This is a genomic window from Bacillus tianshenii (genome assembly GCA_020524525.2).
In the GTDB taxonomy this organism is placed as follows: domain Bacteria; phylum Bacillota; class Bacilli; order Bacillales; family Bacillaceae_N; genus Bacillus_AV.
On the sequence record CP129018.1, the window covers coordinates 936809 to 955607 of the forward strand.

The window sequence follows — 18799 nt, forward strand, 5'->3', positions numbered from 1 at the left end:
CCAACTAATGAGTTCGATGGCTCAGAAACAAGGTATTGGCGCCATCATCTGGGATTACCTAACAACGGTAGACCATAAGAAGATTGCCAAGCTATACCTTTTTGGCGGATTGCTCTATTTCGTTATCGGTGGTATCGAAGCAATGCTTATCCGTATGCAGTTAATGTTCCCGAACAATGATTTACTTGTTGGTCGTGACTTTAACGAAGTAATTACAGCTCACGGTATCACAATGTTAATTTTCGTAGCGATGCCACTTGTGTTCGCACTCGGTAACCTCGTATTACCGTTGCAGATAGGGGCTCGTGACGTAGCGTTCCCATTCTTGAATGCACTTGGTTTTTGGTTATATTTCTTTGGTGCATTATTCTTTAATATCGGCTGGTTCACTGGTGATATGCCAGCAGCAGGTTGGACATCTTATGCATCATTAACAATGGATGACCCGACACGTGGTGTAGACTATTACATCATCGGTCTTCAAATCTCTGGTATCGGTTCATTAATCGGTGCAATTAACTTTATCGCAACAGTTATCACAATGCGTGCGCCTGGTATGACTTTCATGCGTATGCCGTTGTTCACATGGACAATGTTCATGTCTTCAGTACTTATCTTATTCGCATTCCCACCGTTAACAATTGGTCTATTCTTGCTATTCTTTGACCGTTTATTCAATGGTGCGTTCTTCAATGAAGCACTTGGTGGAAATACGATTATTTATGAGCATTTATTCTGGATCTTCGGACACCCTGAAGTATACATTCTAGTACTTCCAGCGTTCGGTGTATTCTCAGAAGTTATTGCAACATTCTCACGTAAGCGTTTATTCGGTTATACAGCAATGGTATTTGCGGTATCACTAATTGGCTTCTTAGGATTCATGGTATGGGCTCACCATATGTTTACAGTAGGTATGGGTCCAGTTGCTAACTCAATTTTCGCTGTTGCAACGATGGCAATCGCTGTACCAACAGGTATCAAAATCTTTAACTGGCTATTTACAATGTGGGGCGGTAACGTTAAGTTTACGACGCCTATGCTTTATACAGTTTGGTTTATCCCAACATTCGTTATGGGTGGGGTAACTGGTGTTATGCTTGCATCTTCAGCAGCTGACTATCAGTTCCATGATACTTATTTCGTAGTAGCTCACTTCCACTATGTAATTGCTGGTGGGGTAGTACTAGGTTTATTCGCAGGCCTTCATTACTGGTGGCCAAAAATGTGGGGCGTTATGCTAAGCGACCGTGTTGGAAAGATTTCTTTCTGGTTATGGTATATTGGCTTCCACTTAACATTCTTTATCCAGCATTTCCTTGGACTTTGGGGAATGCCGCGCCGTGTATTTACATTCCTTCCGAACCAAGGTTGGGAAAGTGCAAACTTTATTAGTACAATCGGTGCTTTCTTAATGGCAATTGGTGTCGTTATTATGGTAGCTAACTTCGTATGGAGCTGGGTTGCAGGTGAGAAAGCAGAAGCAGACGCTTGGGGAGACGGCCGTACGCTTGAATGGGCAATTGCATCTCCGCCACCTGAATACAACTTTGCTCAAACACCACTTGTACGTGGCGTTGACGCACTTTGGGTTGAAAAGATGGAAGGCGACGGCAAGATGAAGCCTGCTGAAGTAATCGGCGACATTCATATGCCAAACGGTTCCATTCTACCGTTCTTACAGTCTGTAGGTCTATTTATCTCCGGTTTCGGATTTATGTATCATGACCTTGGTACAAACAAAGTTGCGCTTGCAATCGCAATCGGTGGTGTACTATTTACATTTGCTTGTATGTTTGCACGTTCTGTTAAGGATGATTTCGGATATCACATCCACAAAGAAGAACTTGAGCGTGATATGAAAGGGGCGAAGGCATAAGTATGGGTATGGATATGAGTAAGCCGTTTACACAGAATAACTTTCCTGCCGAGCCCGAAAAAGCCACTCTAGAAGGTAAAAATAAGTTTATTGGTTTTTGGCTCTTCTTAGGAGGAGAAACAGTTCTTTTCGCATCATTATTTGGTACATTCCTTGCTTTGCGTCACTCATATGCAAGCGGACCATCTGCTGAAGAATTGTTTCAGTTGCCGCTAGTTTTCATGGCGACAATGATTCTTTTGTCAAGTAGTTTGACAAGTGTGTACGCAATGTACCACATGAAAAACAACAGTTTTGGCAAAATGAAAGTATGGCTTTGGATTACATGGTTGCTTGGTTTATCTTTCCTTCTTTTAGAGGTATATGAGTTTAACCATTATATCCATGAAGGCTTGACATATACTACAAGTGCATTTGGTTCAGCTTTCTATACACTTGTAGGAACACATGGAGGCCACGTTGCCTTCGGTCTACTATGGATTGGAACACTTCTAATCCGTAATAATAAGCGTGGTATTACACCGTATACAGCACCAAAGTATTACCTTGCAAGTCTTTACTGGCACTTTATCGACGTTGTGTGGGTATTCATCTTTACAGCTGTTTACTTAATGGGAAAGGTGGGTTAATTCATGGCAAATAACACTAACTCATCCCACAGTTTAGAGTTTCGTAAACAACGCAACAAAGAAGACATGAAGCAGCAGGTTGTCGTATTTGCAATGATGATTTTCTTCACAATCATTGCATTCGGTGCGGTAGCACTTGAGGTTATTACAGCACAATTTACAGCGCCATTCATCCTTGTATTGGCAATTGTGCAAGTATTATTCCAACTGTATTACTTCATGCATATGAGTCACAAAGGCCACGAAGCACCTGCCGTTTTCATTTTTACAGGTGTTATCGTAACTGCCGTAACAATTGCAGCATTAATGACAGTCGTTTGGTGGTAAAAAAGTCTAAAAAGCAGCTGAATTTTTCAGCTGCTTTTTGCTTTTTAGTGAGTTAAAAAGGCTGTTTTCTTTGTTTCTAACGTGGCTATGATAATTGACAGAATGATGACAATTCGGCAAAATAGCGTGAAATCAACCTTCTGACGTGGTGGTGACATTGCGTGTAATACGTGAATTAGTATATACTTCAAAATAGAGAGTTCATGCTAGGCTTGTGTGAACTTATTTCAAAAAACTCACGCCTAACGAAGAGGTGAAAAGCATGTTAGAAAACATTCAGATTTTTGGTTTTCGGGCATTGTGGAGCCCGTATTATATGGTCTTCATTATCGCATTAGGAGCTTTATATCTAAGCCTTGTTCGCGGCCGGCTAATGAATAAATTTGAAAGTGCTGAGCCAGCTACGAAAAAGCAGATGTTTTACTTTTTATCTGCACTTGTTATTCTGTATGCTGTGAAAGGAAGCCCAGTCGATTTGCTAGGGCATTTGAATTTCAGCTTACATATGGTTCAAATGTCGCTTTTGTATTTAGCTGTTCCGCCATTAATGATTCTTGGCACACCAGAGTGGTTATTTAGAAAATTTGCAAATCTTAAGGTGATTCATCCAGTATACAAAGTATTTTCTAGACCGATTATTGCACTGTTTTTATTTAATGGGCTATTTTCAATGTATCATTTTCCGGTAATTTTTGATGTGATCAAAACAGACCCGTTATTGCATGGTCTTGTGACATCAGTTATTTTCTTCTGTGCTTTCTTTATGTGGATTCCACTAATTGCACCGCTGCCTGAATATGACCGTCTTGGTGATTTGCAGAAAATGGGTTACCTGTTCTCAAATGGAGTTCTCTTAACGCCAGCTTGTGCGCTAATCATTTTCGCAAATAATCCATTGTATGCCACATATTCTGACCCAGCCGCATGGGCTGAAGCATTAGCGCTTTGCGTACCAGCTTCCTTGCTGACAAACATTGATGTTTCAAACTTATCGTTGTTCTCGTTCACAACAATTTTGAAAGACCAACAGCTTGGCGGCGTCATTATGAAGATTGTTCAAGAAATTATTTATGGCATGACGCTTGGATATGTCTTTACAAGATGGGTTAAGAATGAGCAAAAACGTGGAGATGAAGAAGTAGCAAAATATATGTCACCACAGCCAAGTGATTCATAACGAGGAAACCGCTCATAAATAGAGCGGTTTTTTTATGTAATAAAAAAGAAGCATCCGTGTTGGAATGCTTCTTTTTAGATCTTGAAATTCATTTTAATAATGCCGGCTTCTCTTGCTGAGTTAAAGGCAATTAGAACAACTGGACCGATAAAGAAGCCGAGTACGCCAAATACTTTTAAGCCAAGGTACATCGCAATTAAGGTCGAGAGCGGGGACAGACCGATGTGCTGACCCATTACTTTCGGTTCCACTGTACGGCGAATGATGAGAAGGATAGCGGCTAGAATCGCTAATTTTGTGCCAACGACGACATCGCCTGTTAGAAACTGAAACAATGACCACGGCAGTAAGATGACAATTGAGCCGATAATCGGGATAAAATCAATTGCCCAAATAATAAGCGACATTACTAGCGCTACGCTTGGTGCAATCATCATCAGTCCGATTAATGAAACAAAAAAGATAATCAAGCTGACAAGAAACTGTGCTTTGAAAAAACCTGCAACAACATATGTTAAACGTGATGTCATGAAATTCACTTTATCAGCTGTTTCATCTGTCAAAAATGAATAGAAATGGTCCCTTACATTCGGAAGCCCCATCATAAATAAAAAGAGGGCAATTAAGTAGACAATAAAGCTGACAAGATAATTAGGAATATTTGTTAAAACATTTGTAATGTTTTCGAGTTTTATGTTATTGCTTAAATCAGCTTTTAAGCCGTTTAAAAAGTCTGTCACTTGGTTGCTGATCTCATCGACAAGTTCTTCAGGCAAATCCTCAGAGGCCCTCACAAAGTCCGATTCGACTTCTGTCAGCAGTGCACCGATTTCATTTATGTATTCGGGCGCATTTTCACTAATATTGACAACTTCAGTGACAACTTTCGTTACGATAAAATAGCTGCTTAAGCCGAGAAAGCATAGAAAAAGCATAAATACAATAAAGACAGATAAATTCCGTTTTAAGTTCATCCTGTTCATAAACATTCTTACAAGCGGTTCGAGTGCCAGTGCAGAAAAGAATGCAATGATAAGTGGCAAGGCATTTGGCAAGAGCCATAAGCTTATGAGCAGTATGATTGCAATGATAAGTATTGTAATCAGTAGTCGGCGTGTAAACAATTTAGACAACGTAGTGCTCCTCTCTCTTTCTAACTTTCAGGGGACGTTTCTATTATTGATTATAGTATGTCTATCAATCGTTGAACAGTGAGAACGGTCATTTCTTTGTGCAAAATTGTGTCAGAAACAATACTGTTGTAAAGAATCACCATCTTATCATAAACTAAGAGTAGAAGGTGAGATAGAGGAGGCGAAAGAAATGGTTTCGAAGTGGCTTGAGCGAGGAGAGTTAACAATTTCTGATGAAGTAATAGCTGTCATCGCTGCATTGACAGCTCAAGAAATTGATGGAGTAGCAAGCTTTGTTTCTGATATCCGTGACGATTTCTCGCGTGTTGTTAACAAACGAGGCGGCAAGCGAGGCGTGTTCGTCGAAACAAATGAGGAAAATGAGACGGTGCTTACGATGAAAGTGGCAGTCGACTATGGCGTGAAAATCGCAGAGGTATGCCATAATGTGCAGCGTGCTGTGAAGGAAGAGGTTGAAATGATGACAGGGATTTCTGTAAAAGAAGTTAATGTCTCAGTCGTGCAGGTGAAATTTGAATAAGCAAGGATAAAGCTTTCAGAAGTATTTCTTCATAAAAAATGCTCAGCGTACATCGCTGAGCATTTTTGTATGTAATTATTTTACAAGAGCCTCAATGTCTGAAGCTACTGTATTAAGGATTTTTTCTGATTTTGTGATGATGTTTTTCGGGAAGTCTTCACCTTCACCATATTCAACACCATGCGGGTAGTAGTGCTTACCAAGAAGCGGCGTCATAAGCTGCACTTGTCCATGCCCTGAATCAATGTTGCCTTCTACTGCATAACCGAGTACACGAAGATAGAACACTTCGCCAGTATCAAGGTTTTCAAATTTGCGGTCGTATGAAACACGTTCATAATCCCACGTATCGCCTAGTACAAGGCCGTTCTTCTTCATGACTTCATTCAAAATTTTCAGTTCAACTACTTTGCTTTCTAGAGCTGCAATTTCAAGCTTCATATTCCCTTTTCCCTCCTATAATAAATCCAGCTGCATCATACAATTTCACAGCATGTTTGCCTATGTTTGTACAAGCGGTGCATAACACTGACACAAATGTCCAATATAGATAATCATAGTATGTACACGCCAGAGTTGCAACCAAATAACTGAAAAACCATTCTTATTGTAGCAGGTTATTGTCTTTTCGGGAATAAATTTTAATCTTTATGAGAGATATTTTGAAAATTGGTCACAATAAGGGGAGAACAACACCTATTAAAAGGAGGAACTCGTCATGAAGAAATGGTTGTTCTTAATTGCAAGCGCAGTGTTATCCTTAATGGTATTTGCAGGAGGAGCACATGCACAGAACACAGTTACCCATATTGTAAAACCAGGTGAAACACTTTGGATTATCTCACAGAAGTATAAGGAAAATCTTTGGGATGTCATTCGAGCAAACCCACAGCTTGAAAATCCAAACTTAATTTACCCGTATCAAAAAATTAAGATTCCGCATGAGCCTTCCGCTACTCGTCAACGTCAACCGAACATGCAGAACATGCAAGGTATGCAGAATGTAGAGAAGCAGGTTGTTCAACTTACAAACCAAGAGCGTGCAAAGCAAGGTCTTAAGCCATTACAGGCAGATGCAAGCTTAGCAAAAGTAGCACGTACGAAGTCAGCTGATATGCGTGATAAAGGGTATTTTAGTCATAATTCACCGACATATGGTTCGCCATTTAATATGATGAAACAATTTGGTATTCAATACACAGCTGCAGCTGAGAACATTGCAGCAGGTCAGCCATCGCCAGAAGCTGTTGTAAAAGCATGGATGGATTCTCCGGGCCACCGCAGAAACATTTTAAATCCAGATATGACACATATCGGTGTTGGTTATGCTGAAGGTGGAAGCTACGGTAAGTACTGGACGCAAATGTTCATTCGTAAATAAGCTGTGAAGGTGATTGAATATGAAACGTGTAAAAGACGTGATGTCAACGGATATTGCAGCCCTTACTCCACAGGATAATGTGTTTGAAGCGGCTGTTATTATGAAAGAACGCAATGTTGGCGTCGTACCGGTATGTGAAGGTGATACGTTGCTTGGCGTTGTCACAGACCGCGACCTTGTCATTCGTGGCCTTGCAGAGAAGCGCCCAGGCTCATTCGCGATTACGAATGTGATGAGTAAGGACGTTGAGAGTGTGAATTCTGATATAGATGTACAGCAAGCAGCTGAACTAATGTCAGACAAGCAAATTCGTCGTCTTCCTGTTATCGACAATAATCGTCTCGTTGGGATGTTATCTCTTGGTGACATTGCACTAGAAGAACAATCAAATGAAGCGGCAGAGCATGCATTAAGTGAAATCTCTGAACCGCCGCATCTTACACATTAAGTGAAAGCGCCTGAGCGATCAGGCGTTTTTGCTTTCATATGAACTCTATCAGCATAATTTCATTGCAAGAAGAATACGTTCATAACATGTAGTTAAGAGAAAAGGAGCGGTTAGATGAGCGGCAGAACAAAAGGGGTCTTTTGGTTTGTTATCTTTGGCTTTATTGTTTATTACGCATTTTCGCTCGGAAGCTTTTCACAAACAAAGGACAAGCCGATTACCGAAAAGCAAGATAATCAACAAATAGAACCTGTCATAAAAAAGAAAAATGTAATGGACAAACCATTACATGCCTATATCGGAAAAGATGCAAAGGAAATCAAAGAGACATTTGGCACTCCTACACGTGAAGATTTGTCTGCATATGATTATACGTGGTGGGTGTATGAGGATAACGTGAATCATGATATTCAGATTGGTATTTTAAATGATAAAGTCGTCACGATCTTTGCACTTGGTAAACAGCTACATACATATCCATTTGAAATTGGACAACCTTTCGATAAACAAGTAAAGGGTATTGAAAGGAAGAAAACACAGGATATACAAACGGAAAGTATGGAAGTAGAAATGACGTTAACGGACGAAGAATACATGAATAAGCCGCTTATTCATCTTGGCAACGCATGGGCTCAGCTTTATCGGGATCACTATACGGACGAACTTGTCGCAGTCCGCTATTCGGATAGTGAGACATTAATTAAACAGCGGGCCTATAACTTTGTGTATCGTGGGGAAATTGAAAAGCCGGCTGCACTTTCAAATGAACAGTTGAAAGAAATCGAACAAAGTAATCAAAAGCAAATTTTCCATATAACAAATCATTTGCGAAAACGCTACGGTGTTTCACCACTAGCATGGCATGAAGAGGCAGCCCAGACAGCCTACACGCACAGTGAAGATATGGCGACGCATGATTACTTTTCACATACGTCTCCAACCTCAGGCACCCTAGCAGAGCGTTTGACTGCCCGTAATATCGTCTATCAAAGTGCGGGAGAAAATATTGCTGCGAAATATATGGATGGGCCGGCTGTTGTGATCGGCTGGCTAAATAGTGAAAGTCATCGTCAAAGCTTGCTGTATCCTGATTTTACACACTTAGGAGTAGGTGTTTATCAAGAATACTATACGCAAAACTTTATTCAGAATATATTACACTAACTGTTCAAAACGGTTAATCCGAAAATACTTATTATCCCACTGTCCGTAAGCAATAATCTCCTGACCAATCTCAAGAGTAGGCGAAGTGAACGGCTCTGTTATTGGTTTTTCAATAATTGCTGTATGCTTTCGTTCTTCTTCTTGGATAACTACTTCTAAAGTGAAAATGCGCTTTTGTTGATAGAAAATGCGTTTTGAAGTATTTAACCGAACAACTCGCCCTCTAATCGAGGCATGCTCTTCAACAATACCAGATGTAAGCCATGCTTCATGATGCTTTCGGTGTTCACGACGGGTGAGCATCAGAAAATAAAGAAAGATAATCGGTATGACAATGGCTGCAATTAACATGTAATCCCTCCCTTTACTTGGAATGTCTCCATTTATTTTAGCAAAATGAAAAAATGGGCGCACCAATCCCACCTTACTGGACTACATTATTAATGGGCATACGTGGAAAAAATAAAGGTGAGGTGAGCGAAATGGCAAAGGATAAAAAACAGTTGGAGTCATTCCGCCAATTTGTAAATGAACATCCGAAGCTCGTTCAAGAGGTGCGAACGGATAAACGTTCATGGCAGCAGGTATACGAAGACTGGCGAGTACTGGGTGAAGAGGACGAACAGTGGCAAGCCTATAAGGAAGAAAACGCAACGGCTGAGGAGAACGCGAATAACGAAAAAAAGAACAATCAAAAGGGAAATGAAACAGAAGGTCTTGGCCAAATCTTTTCGATGTTAAAAAATATCGACATGAACGCGATGCAAGGTCACATTGCGAATATGAGCGGAGCAATCGGGAACATCCAGCAGCTTCTTGAACAATTTCAATCAACAAAGCAACCGAAAAAACCGACGACACCACCACCGCAAAATCGGTCCCCGTTCTTTTTCAGACAAGATTAAGGGGTGATAATGGATGCGTCTTGAAACCCAGTACTTACTCAATAACAGACCTGATTTGAAAACATTTGTACGCGAGAATCCTTATTGGTATCGTCTTCTTTCACGCGACCCGAATGCGGTCACTGAAATTGAACAGCACGCAAAATATTTTTATGGCAAAACATTGCCACAGCAAATGCAAAAGATGCGACAGCAGTTACAAATGGTTTCGATGATGATGGCGATGATGCAAGCGATGAAAGAATAGTGCTGATTTTGGATTGATGGATTAAATTCTCCCCTGTACGCAAACACTAAGCATATAAGTGAACATGCAAAGGGGAGAATATCGTGAAAGAAAGAATCGGGTTCATAACGGCCGTTGTCAGTATCATTTTTCTAACAGCATTCAGTCATCCGAATGGATGGACACAAGATGAAATGCGTCAGCAAGCAATACAAGCAGAAATGCAGGAAAAGAACGAGGTCCTTCAAGTAAAGCATCATGTCAAAAATAATAATGTATACGTCGAATGCTACATTCCAGACTTTCACTTTATCGACCGAAATAAAAGTGCTACCAAAAATAACGAAGGCTACATTCATTTATATTTAAACGGGCAAAAAGTGGATGACATCTACACAGCTGCCTTCGTCGTCCGCGGCCTACCAAAAGGCACACACGAACTAAAAGTCATTCTCATGAAAAACGAAAACCAATCCTACAACATCCAACAAACAATTGAAGTTAATATATAGAAAAGCGGAGGCGGGCCGCTTAGAAATATTGTTTGCTAGAGCCTTCATGCATAGAGGCGCTTTTTGCCTCGGAGCAGGAAGGTGAAGCAACACAAATTTCTGCCCGCCGCAGCTGGACAAAAGAAAAGCGGAGAAAGGCGTTTAGGCTGTCCGATTGCTGGAAGCTTCACGCATAGAGGCGCCCTTTGCCTCGGAGCGGGAAGGTGAAGCAACTCGCGCAGCCTGCCTTTCGCAGCTGGACACCTCGAAAAGCGGAGGCGCTTTGCTCAGGGGCGACAAGCATAAGACAGAATGTGGAGGGGACGGTTTTTTATCCCCGCAACAGGCTGACTTATGACTCGAGCCCCTAGCCGCCGCAGCTGGACAAAAGAAAAGCGGAGGCGGCTTGCCCCAGGGGCGACAAGTAACTCCAAAAAGTCCATCCGATCAAAGAAACTGCGCTGATAACAGGCGCAGTTTCTTGTTATGAAATTTGTTTTCTTCGACTTGGTGTAGGTGTAATGGGTGTTGTCGGGAATGTTGGTGTGAATTCAGATAATAAATAGTTGTAAATTTTTTGTTCAATTTTAATGCCAGCTTCAAGTAAGCCTTGATTACCGAATAATACATTAAATTCCAAGATGTAATATTGACCTTCTGAATAGATCAAGTCAAATCCAGCATGATTAACGTTTAATGCGTTGGCAACGTTTTGGATAATGTTTAACGCTTCAAGCGGAATATCAGTGAACGAAATGTCGCCGCCTTTTGCCACATTATGAAGGAAGGCACCATCTGCTCCAATTCGCCAGTATGCCGTAACGATTTCTTTACCGACGACTACAACTCGTAAGTCACGCCCGTCATTTGGTAAATACTCTTGGATATAGAAGACATCATTTCGTGCAGCATAATCGAGAAATTGGTTTTCGTTTTCAATAAGGAAAACCCCTTTTCCCATTGAATTGCGTGATTCCTTCGCCACAAATGGCATCGGAAAGGTTTCGAGAACTTTTTCGATATTTTCTTTCGTGTTGCCAAGGATTTCAGTATAAGGCGTATGCTCAGGGCAAACAGCCCAAAGAGCACGTGTTTGTTCAATTTTATTTTGACCAATTTGGATCGTTTGAATATTTGGGAAAATTTTTTTATTTAAGCCATAGACAAGCGTATTTACTTGCCATGTCTCAGGAAAAAGAAGGACATCAGCCTCTTTAATGGCATCCATTTCACGAAACATCAAATCCGGTTTGATATATTTTACATTCGGAATTCCAATCGTGCGAAATGGATTGAAAGATAAAAGTTTCAATTGTAGTTCTATCCCTTCAAATGAATTGTTCCTTAAGGTTTTAGCTGGAATGAATAAGTAAATCAGAAAAATTATATGCTGAGAGGGAAAGACCGTCAATAGCTTTTGACGACAAATTGATATGAATTTGTTAAAATGGATAAATGGAGGTGTTCCATTTGATTTTGGCTACTTCAGAAAGAATCGAAGTACTTGAGCGAAGTGAACAACTTGCTCAAAAGATTATCGAGTCAGATGTGTATGAACAATATATTGAATGCAAGGAGCGGTTAGCACAAGACAAGCACGCTCAAGCATTAATTAATAAATTTTTGAAAGAAAAAGATTTATACGAGGATGTCCAGCGCTTCGGGCGTTATCACCCTGATTATTATAAAATTACAAAGAGTGTCAGGGAAGCAAAGCGTGCGGTCGATATGCACGAATCAGTTGCAGTCTTCAAAAAAGCAGAACGCCAACTGCAGGACCTACTCGACGAAGTCAGCACCATCATTGGGCAATCCGTCTCCCAATACATCAAAGTCCCAGGCGGAGACCCATTCTTCCAATCAGGCTGCGGCTGCGGAAGCGGCGGAGCATGTGGATGCGGTTAGAAAAGCGGAGAAAGGCGTTTAGGCTGTCCGATTGCTGGAACCTTCACACAGAGAAAGCCGCTCTTTGCTTTCGGCGTGGGAAGGTGAAGCAACTCGCGCAGCCTGCCTTTCGCAGCTAGATCCCAAGAAACGCTGGCTAAGAACGTCACGTCCTGTGACAACGCCTGCACTAGCACATCCTGTGCGTCGAAAGCGGGAGGCGGCTTGCCCAGGGCCGCTGTGGTTAGCAGATTGCACGAATGCGGGCTTTTTGGTAAACTTTTGATACTAGGAGACCAAGAGGTAAAGGGGAAAGAGAAAAATGATTGATGTGAAACGGCAAGGATTAATCGTATGGCTTCATTCATTAAAGCAAGCAAGACAGCTGCGCCGTTTCGGAAATGTTCATTACGTTTCACGACGGATGAAATATGCGGTTGTTTATGTGGATATGGACATGGCGAAAGATTGGAAGCAGAAGTTAGAGTCGCTTTATTATGTAAAGCGGGTTGACCTCTCACATAAACCATTCTTAAAAACAGAGTATGAAAACTCAAAACCTGATAAAGCAAAAGAGTACGATTACAAAATCGGACTATAAAAAAGGCAGATGCAATTTTTTTATTGCGTCTGCCTTTTTGTCATATTTAACTTCTCAAGTAGAGGGCCGATTGAAAGGCCTTGGATAAGTAAGGAAAATAGCACAACACTGAAAGCAAGCAGTAAAACATCTTCTCGGCCTGAAAAGGAAGCAGGAAGCTGAAGGGCAAGTGCGATTGATAAGCTTCCCTTTAAGCCGCCCCAGTTTAAAACAAACCTTTCTTTTGCTGAAACATCTTTAATAAGAGCTGTGCTTGTATAAAGCGCAATGACGCGGCTGGCAAGAACTAGTACAATCGCTAGCGTAATGATGCCCCATTTGCCGGTTAGCTCAATATAGCGGATTTCTAAGCCGACCATTAAGAAGATAAGTGAGTTGGCAATAAGCGTAATGACATCCCAAAATGTATTAATATTAATGCGCGTTTCCTCAGACATGCCGATTTTTTTCCCGTAGCTTCCGAAGATTAACCCGCTGACCACAACGGCAATTACGCCTGAAAAATGAAAATGCTCAGCGATAAAATAACTTCCGAAAAACAGCAGGGCTGAAAAAGCAATCTCTAGTGGATAATCATCATATAGTCGAATGATTTGCGAAAACACCCATCCGAAAACACTTCCGACAAGCACCCCGCCAAGGGCAAATTGTAAGAAAAGAAGCACACCATTGCCAAGCCCTGCTAGCCCCATTTCAATATATGTAAGCAAGTAAACGGTCGAGATTTTAAATAAGACAACGGCAATGCCGTCATTAAACAATGATTCGCCTTCAATGATCGTCGATAATTTCTTCGAAACACCGAGCGATTTGAAAATGGATAACACGCTAATCGGGTCGGTCGCACTCATTACTGCCGCGAATGTAAAGGCAGGCACAAGCGGTAAGCCGATAAGATAGTAACTCCCAAATCCGATTAATAGAAACGAAAGAAAGGTACCGCCAAATGCGAGGGCCAGCACAGGTTTCTTCTGTTCAAATAAGTGTGAAAAAGGAAGCTTTAAAGCCGCATCGCCTAAGAGAACCGGCAGGAAAAGAGAGATGATAATGGCTTGAAAGAGATTTGATTGAGTGATGAAAGATTCGGCTTCCTCAATGATTGGAATTTCAGTCGCACCAAGAAATAAACCGACAAGGACGAGGGCAATCGAATACGGTTGGTTAATAAATTTTGCAAAGCCGATGACACTGATTGACACCGCCAGCAAAATCAAGATTTGAATGAATACTTCATGAAAGGAATGCAAGTGACCTTCCTCCTTCATCATTCGTTTGCCAATTAGTATGCCAAATGTTTGGATATATATTGGAAGTTTCACCAACAGAGTAAACTTTAAACTCACTTGTAGATTTTTTTGAATGTTCATGGTATTGTGAAAATGGGAATGAAACCGTTTTTATATTCAATTTACATAAAGGTTATTGGCATGAAAGTTGCATAAAGAAAAAGAGGATTCAAGATTACTTGAGGAGGTCATTTTAAGATGAGAGAAGTTGTGATTGTAAGTGCTGCAAGAACGCCTGTGGGGACATTTGGGGGTTCACTTGCGTCTGTATCAGCTGTTGATTTAGGTGTAACAGCTGCGAAGGAAGCGATCAAGCGTGCTGGCATTGGTGCAGATATGATTGAGGAAGTACTTGTTGGTAATATCCTTTCAGCTGGACAGGGGCAAAACCCAGCTCGTCAAGTTGCAATCTATTCTGGTATGCCTGAGCAAACATCAGCGATGACAATTAATAAGCTGTGTGGTTCTGGCCTACGTACGGTTAGTATGGGAGCGCAATTTATCAGCTTAGGTGATGCGGATGTCATTATGGCTGGTGGGATTGAAAGCATGAGTAATGCCCCTTACGTTATGCCAAATGCGCGCTGGGGACAGCGTATGGGTGATGGCAAAGTTGTTGACACGATGATCTATGATGCGTTAACAGATAAGTTTAACAATATTCACATGGGTGTAACGGCGGAAAATATTGCAGAGCAGTGGGGCTTCTCACGTGAAGAGCAGGATGAATTCGCATTAGCGAGTCAATTAAAAGCTGAAAAAGCACAAAAAGAAGGCCGCTTCAATGATGAAATCGTTCCTGTTGAAGTCCCGCAGCGTAAAGGCGACCCAGTCGTTGTTGATACAGATCAGCATCCAAAACATAGCATGACAATCGAAAAGCTTGCTAAGCTAAAGCCTGCTTTCAAGAAAGATGGCACAGTCACAGCAGGTAATGCGTCTGGCTTAAATGACGGCGCAGCAATGGTGATTTTAATGGCGAAAGAAAAGGCTGAGGAGCTTGGTATTAAGCCGCTTGCAACAATCAAATCATACGGCTCTGCCGCACTTGATCCGAAAATCATGGGATATGGTCCTGTACCTGCTACAAAGAAAGCACTTGAAAAAGCAGGCATGACGATTGATCAAATTGATTTAATTGAAGCAAATGAAGCATTCGCAGCCCAATCTTTAGCAGTTGTGAAAGACTTGAAATTGGACCCGAACAAGGTTAATGTTAATGGTGGGGCAATTGCACTTGGACATCCAGTTGGGGCATCAGGTACCCGCATTTTAGTTACACTATTGCATGAAATGATAAAACGAGATGTGAAGACAGGTCTTGCCACACTTTGTATTGGCGGCGGACAAGGCACATCGTTAATTGTAGAGCGATAAATCCAAGCGGATGCCCCTTTTTTAAGGGGCATCTTTTTTTGAGAACGTAATGGAAGGAGGGGAAGACATGGGAGAAAGAGCAGATATGATGAAGGAACTGAATGATGAGAAGAATACAACTGAAGTGCTGAGGACAATTATGGAAATCGCCCATGATGGCTTTGTAGTCGTTGATCAAGACGGAGTCATCACAATGATCAGTAAAGACTATGCAAAATTTATCGGCGTCTCAGAGGAAGAAGCTGTTGGGAAACATGTGACAGAGGTGATTGAGAACACGCGGATGCATATCGTTGCTCAAACAGGTAAGCCAGAGATTGCTGATATTCAGCTTATTAAAGGCGATTATATGATTGCGACGCGAATGCCGCTTCTAAAAGAAGGCATCATCGTCGGAGCGGTTGGAAAAGTGCTTTTCCGTAATTTAAGTGGATTAAATGCGTTGCACCGCCGTATTAGACGGATGGAAAAGGATCTAGAGCTGTACAAAGGGGCATTGAAAGAACAAAATAAAGCGACCTATGACTTTGAAAGTCTAATTGGAGATAGCCCTGCCTTCAGCAGTGCCGTTTCACTTGCACAGCGCTCAGCTCAGGCCGATTCGAATGTATTACTGCTCGGCGAAAGCGGAACAGGTAAGGAGCTGTTTGCACATGCCATTCATAATGCAAGTAATCGTCGATTTGGTTCGTTTGTGAAAGTTAATTGTGCAGCTATTCCGTCTGACTTGCTTGAATCAGAGCTGTTTGGGTATGTGGAAGGTTCCTTTACCGGAGCAAAAAAAGGTGGTAAAAAAGGAAAGTTTGAAGCAGCGGATGGCGGAACGATTTTTCTTGATGAAATTGGAGAACTTCCATTGCATATGCAAGTGAAGTTTTTACGTGTGCTGCAAGAAAAAGAAGTTGAAAAGATCGGAGCAACCGGCAGTAAAAGCATTGATGTTCGTGTGATTGCTGCAACGAATCAGAACCTTGAAGAGATGGTAGATAAGGGAGAGTTTCGTCTTGACTTGTTCTATCGTTTGAATGTACTTGCCATTCCTATTCCACCTTTGCGGGAGCGAAATGGTGACTTAGTGACACTGACGAATTATATTTTACAGAAGCTTTGTAGGCAGATGGGGAAGCAAGTTGCCGGCATTACAGACAGCGCAATGCATGCTCTTTCTGAATACAGTTGGCCGGGAAATGTACGTGAGCTGCAAAATGTCCTCGAGCGAGCTGTGAACATGGTTGATGATGGTGAGCGTATTGATTCGAACCATTTACCTGAAAAAGTGACAGGAACATGCCTTGTGAAAGAGGTCCGAAGCTTGAAGCAAACGTTGGAGGATGCAGAGAAGAAAGCCTTGCTCGATGCACTTGCTGTCAACAACGGCAATAAGTCAAAGGCTGCTAAGCTGCTAGAAGTCAGCCGCTCCACCTTCTATGAAAAACTTAAAAAACATCATTTAATTGAAGACTAAAACAGTGTGTTCCATTTTGAGGGCATGCTGTTTTTTTATTCAAAATGTCTGAAAGCCCTTACATATAATCTGATTATTTGGTTAAAATGTACGGATGTTCATACACTTTATAAGCTGTTCGGATCAATCTGTTTGCTTTTTCATACACTTTTGGATAGATATTATTTAAATGTTCGAAAAGTTCTGCTTATCAAACAGCGAGAAAGCCGCTTTTCTTAGCTTTTAGACAAACAGTAGCGTGTTGGCACAGGAATTGCATTATACAAAGCGAGGGAAAAGAAAGCGTTTACGAAGTTGAAGGGGGAGACACAAATGGCTTCTAAAGTAATGAGTCTACATGAAGCGATGAAATTAATTCCAGATGGTGCGAACGTTGCGACTGGCGGATTTGTCGGCAACGGACATCCAGAGGAATTATCAATTGGACTAGAAGAAAGGTTCAAGCAAGAAGGAGCGCCGGCCGACCTGACAATTGTTTATGCAGCAGGTCAAGGTGATGGAGTGGAGCGAGGCTTAAATCATCTCGGTCACGAAGGGTTAGTATCTCGGATTATTGGCGGGCACTGGGGGCTTGCCCCGAAGCTTCAGAAGCTTGCAATTGAAAATAAAATTGAAGCATATAACTTACCACAAGGCGTTATATCCCATTTGTTTCGTGATATTGCAGCAGGAAAACCAGGAACGCTCACACATGTTGGGTTAAAGACATTTGTTGACCCGCGCAACCAAGGTGGAAAGCTTAATGAGCGCACGAAGGATGACATTGTGAAACTGATGAGCATTGAAGGTGAAGACTACCTATTTTATAAGACATTTCCGATTCATGTCGCGCTGATTCGTGCGACATATGCAGATGAAGATGGGAATGCCGTGTTTGTGAAGGAAGCAGGTACATTAGAGAGCTTATCCATGGCACAGGCTGCGAAAAATTCGGGCGGTATTGTGATTTTGCAAGTTGAAAAAGTAGTTGAACGAGGCACGCTTGACCCGAAGCTTGTAAAGGTGCCTGGTATCTATGTTGATGCCATTGTGGAATCACAGCCTGACAATCATATGCAGACATTTGCCGAGCAGTACAACCCGGCTTATACAGGGGAAGTGAAGGTACCGATTGAATCGTTAGGGCGTCTTTCATTAAATGAACGAAAGATTATTGCACGTCGTTCTGCGATGGAGCTTATCCCAAATGCAATTACGAATTTAGGGATTGGAATGCCAGAAGGAGTAGCGATGGTCGCAAATGAAGAGGGTGTTGGTCAGATGATGAGGCTGACGGTTGAATCTGGACCAATTGGCGGTGTGCCGGCAGGCGGCTTAAGCTTTGGGGCAGCCATTAACCCTGACAGCATCATTGACCAGCCGAATCAATTTGATTTCTATGACGGCGGTGGTCTTGACTTAGCCTTTCTTGGGTTGGCACAGCTTGATGAAAAAGGGAACGTAAACGTTAGTAAATTTGGTCCGAAAATTACTGGAGCAGGCGGCTTTATTAATATCTCGCAAAACGCGAAGAAGGTTGTCTATTGCGGTACGTTTACAGCAGGCGGATTGAAAATCAAGATTGTAGATGGAAAGCTTTCGATTGAACAAGAAGGAAAGATTAAGAAGTTCGTGAAAGAAGTTGAGCATATTACATTCAGTGGTGATTATGCCGTAGAAGTAAATCAGCCAGTCTTATATGTCACAGAGCGGGCTGTTTTTGAATTAACAAAAGACGGATTAATGCTTACAGAAATTGCACCAGGCATTGATTTGGACAAAGATATTTTAGCACAGATGCAGTTTAAACCAGTCATTTCAGATGATTTAAAAGTGATGGATGAACGTATCTTTCGAGAAGAAAAGATGGCACTTGATTACGTCGTAGAGTCATAGAACTGAATAG

General features: G+C 41.7%; 21 protein-coding genes. 16 read left to right on the plus strand and 5 right to left on the minus strand.

What is annotated here, in order from left to right; genetic code table 11:
- Nucleotides 1-7: 7 nt before the first annotated feature.
- The 4 genes from LC040_04640 to ctaG all read left to right on the plus strand — a co-directional run bounded on the left by LC040_04640 (nt 8) and on the right by ctaG (nt 4012).
- Entirely contained in the window at nt 8-1879 is a 1872-nt protein-coding gene (locus LC040_04640; GenBank protein WLR52200.1) for a cbb3-type cytochrome c oxidase subunit I, read from the plus strand.
- Between the two features lie 8 nt (nt 1880-1887).
- Complete coding sequence (locus LC040_04645; GenBank protein WLR53195.1) at nt 1888-2508, plus strand: cytochrome (ubi)quinol oxidase subunit III; 621 nt, start codon at nt 1888-1890, stop codon at nt 2506-2508.
- Between the two features lie 3 nt (nt 2509-2511).
- On the plus strand, nt 2512-2835 hold the full coding sequence (gene ctaF, locus LC040_04650; protein ID WLR52201.1) for a cytochrome c oxidase subunit IVB: 324 nt from the start codon (nt 2512-2514) through the stop codon (nt 2833-2835).
- A gap of 262 nt (nt 2836-3097) precedes the next feature.
- Entirely contained in the window at nt 3098-4012 is a 915-nt protein-coding gene (ctaG, locus tag LC040_04655; protein ID WLR52202.1) for a cytochrome c oxidase assembly factor CtaG, read from the plus strand.
- A 74-nt stretch (nt 4013-4086) separates the two neighbouring features.
- On the opposite strand, the gene ytvI is transcribed toward ctaG, so the two are convergent.
- A complete protein-coding gene (ytvI, locus tag LC040_04660) occupies nt 4087-5145 on the minus strand; it encodes a sporulation integral membrane protein YtvI (protein WLR52203.1) in 1059 nt (352 codons plus the stop codon).
- A 190-nt stretch (nt 5146-5335) separates the two neighbouring features.
- Here ytvI and LC040_04665 point away from each other — a divergent pair, with 190 nt between their 5' ends.
- The gene (locus tag LC040_04665; GenBank protein WLR52204.1) at nt 5336-5686 is read left to right on the plus strand and encodes an Asp23/Gls24 family envelope stress response protein; all 351 of its coding nucleotides are present in this window, start codon (nt 5336-5338) and stop codon (nt 5684-5686) included.
- Nucleotides 5687-5761: 75 nt separating this feature from the next.
- Here LC040_04665 and LC040_04670 read toward each other — a convergent pair whose 3' ends face one another.
- The gene (locus LC040_04670) at nt 5762-6127 is read right to left on the minus strand and encodes a YugN family protein (GenBank protein WLR52205.1); all 366 of its coding nucleotides are present in this window, start codon (nt 6125-6127) and stop codon (nt 5762-5764) included.
- A gap of 277 nt (nt 6128-6404) precedes the next feature.
- Here LC040_04670 and LC040_04675 point away from each other — a divergent pair, with 277 nt between their 5' ends.
- The 3 genes from LC040_04675 (at nt 6405) to LC040_04685 (ending at nt 8679) form a co-directional block, all read left to right on the plus strand.
- Entirely contained in the window at nt 6405-7067 is a 663-nt protein-coding gene (locus tag LC040_04675; protein ID WLR52206.1) for a CAP domain-containing protein, read from the plus strand.
- A 19-nt stretch (nt 7068-7086) separates the two neighbouring features.
- On the plus strand, nt 7087-7515 hold the full coding sequence (locus tag LC040_04680) for a CBS domain-containing protein (GenBank protein ID WLR52207.1): 429 nt from the start codon (nt 7087-7089) through the stop codon (nt 7513-7515).
- A 114-nt stretch (nt 7516-7629) separates the two neighbouring features.
- Nucleotides 7630-8679, plus strand: coding sequence for a CAP domain-containing protein (locus LC040_04685; protein ID WLR52208.1), 1050 nt, complete (start codon nt 7630-7632; stop codon nt 8677-8679).
- Here the strand turns inward: LC040_04685 and LC040_04690 are convergent.
- The gene (locus LC040_04690) at nt 8671-9030 is read right to left on the minus strand and encodes a hypothetical protein (protein WLR52209.1); all 360 of its coding nucleotides are present in this window, start codon (nt 9028-9030) and stop codon (nt 8671-8673) included. The two genes, LC040_04685 and LC040_04690, sit on opposite strands and share 9 nt — an antisense overlap.
- A gap of 131 nt (nt 9031-9161) precedes the next feature.
- Between LC040_04690 and LC040_04695 the strand changes: the two genes are divergently transcribed.
- The 3 genes from LC040_04695 (at nt 9162) to LC040_04705 (ending at nt 10322) form a co-directional block, all read left to right on the plus strand.
- Nucleotides 9162-9584 carry a YlbD family protein gene (locus tag LC040_04695; protein ID WLR52210.1) on the plus strand — a complete coding sequence of 141 codons (423 nt, stop codon included), beginning with the start codon at nt 9162-9164 and terminating at the stop codon, nt 9582-9584.
- A 13-nt stretch (nt 9585-9597) separates the two neighbouring features.
- Entirely contained in the window at nt 9598-9831 is a 234-nt protein-coding gene (locus tag LC040_04700; protein WLR52211.1) for a YlbE-like family protein, read from the plus strand.
- 83 nt (nt 9832-9914) lie between these two features.
- Nucleotides 9915-10322: a hypothetical protein gene (locus LC040_04705; GenBank protein WLR52212.1), complete on the plus strand. Its 408-nt coding sequence runs from the start codon at nt 9915-9917 to the stop codon at nt 10320-10322.
- Nucleotides 10323-10785: 463 nt separating this feature from the next.
- Here LC040_04705 and LC040_04710 read toward each other — a convergent pair whose 3' ends face one another.
- Nucleotides 10786-11613 carry a hypothetical protein gene (locus LC040_04710; GenBank protein WLR52213.1) on the minus strand — a complete coding sequence of 276 codons (828 nt, stop codon included), beginning with the start codon at nt 11611-11613 and terminating at the stop codon, nt 10786-10788.
- 158 nt (nt 11614-11771) lie between these two features.
- Here LC040_04710 and LC040_04715 point away from each other — a divergent pair, with 158 nt between their 5' ends.
- Nucleotides 11772-12206, plus strand: coding sequence for a YlbF family regulator (locus LC040_04715; protein ID WLR52214.1), 435 nt, complete (start codon nt 11772-11774; stop codon nt 12204-12206).
- A 301-nt stretch (nt 12207-12507) separates the two neighbouring features.
- Nucleotides 12508-12786 carry a DUF2129 domain-containing protein gene (locus LC040_04720; protein ID WLR52215.1) on the plus strand — a complete coding sequence of 93 codons (279 nt, stop codon included), beginning with the start codon at nt 12508-12510 and terminating at the stop codon, nt 12784-12786.
- A gap of 20 nt (nt 12787-12806) precedes the next feature.
- Here LC040_04720 and LC040_04725 read toward each other — a convergent pair whose 3' ends face one another.
- On the minus strand, nt 12807-14033 hold the full coding sequence (locus LC040_04725; GenBank protein ID WLR52216.1) for a cation:proton antiporter: 1227 nt from the start codon (nt 14031-14033) through the stop codon (nt 12807-12809).
- Nucleotides 14034-14270: 237 nt separating this feature from the next.
- On the opposite strand from LC040_04725, the gene LC040_04730 reads away from it, so the two are divergent.
- From LC040_04730 to LC040_04740, 3 genes are all read left to right on the plus strand, one after another.
- Complete coding sequence (locus tag LC040_04730; protein WLR52217.1) at nt 14271-15449, plus strand: acetyl-CoA C-acetyltransferase; 1179 nt, start codon at nt 14271-14273, stop codon at nt 15447-15449.
- Nucleotides 15450-15516: 67 nt separating this feature from the next.
- Nucleotides 15517-16914, plus strand: coding sequence for a sigma 54-interacting transcriptional regulator (locus LC040_04735; GenBank protein ID WLR52218.1), 1398 nt, complete (start codon nt 15517-15519; stop codon nt 16912-16914).
- Between the two features lie 312 nt (nt 16915-17226).
- On the plus strand, nt 17227-18789 hold the full coding sequence (locus LC040_04740; protein WLR52219.1) for an acyl CoA:acetate/3-ketoacid CoA transferase: 1563 nt from the start codon (nt 17227-17229) through the stop codon (nt 18787-18789).
- Nucleotides 18790-18799: the final 10 nt, after the last annotated feature.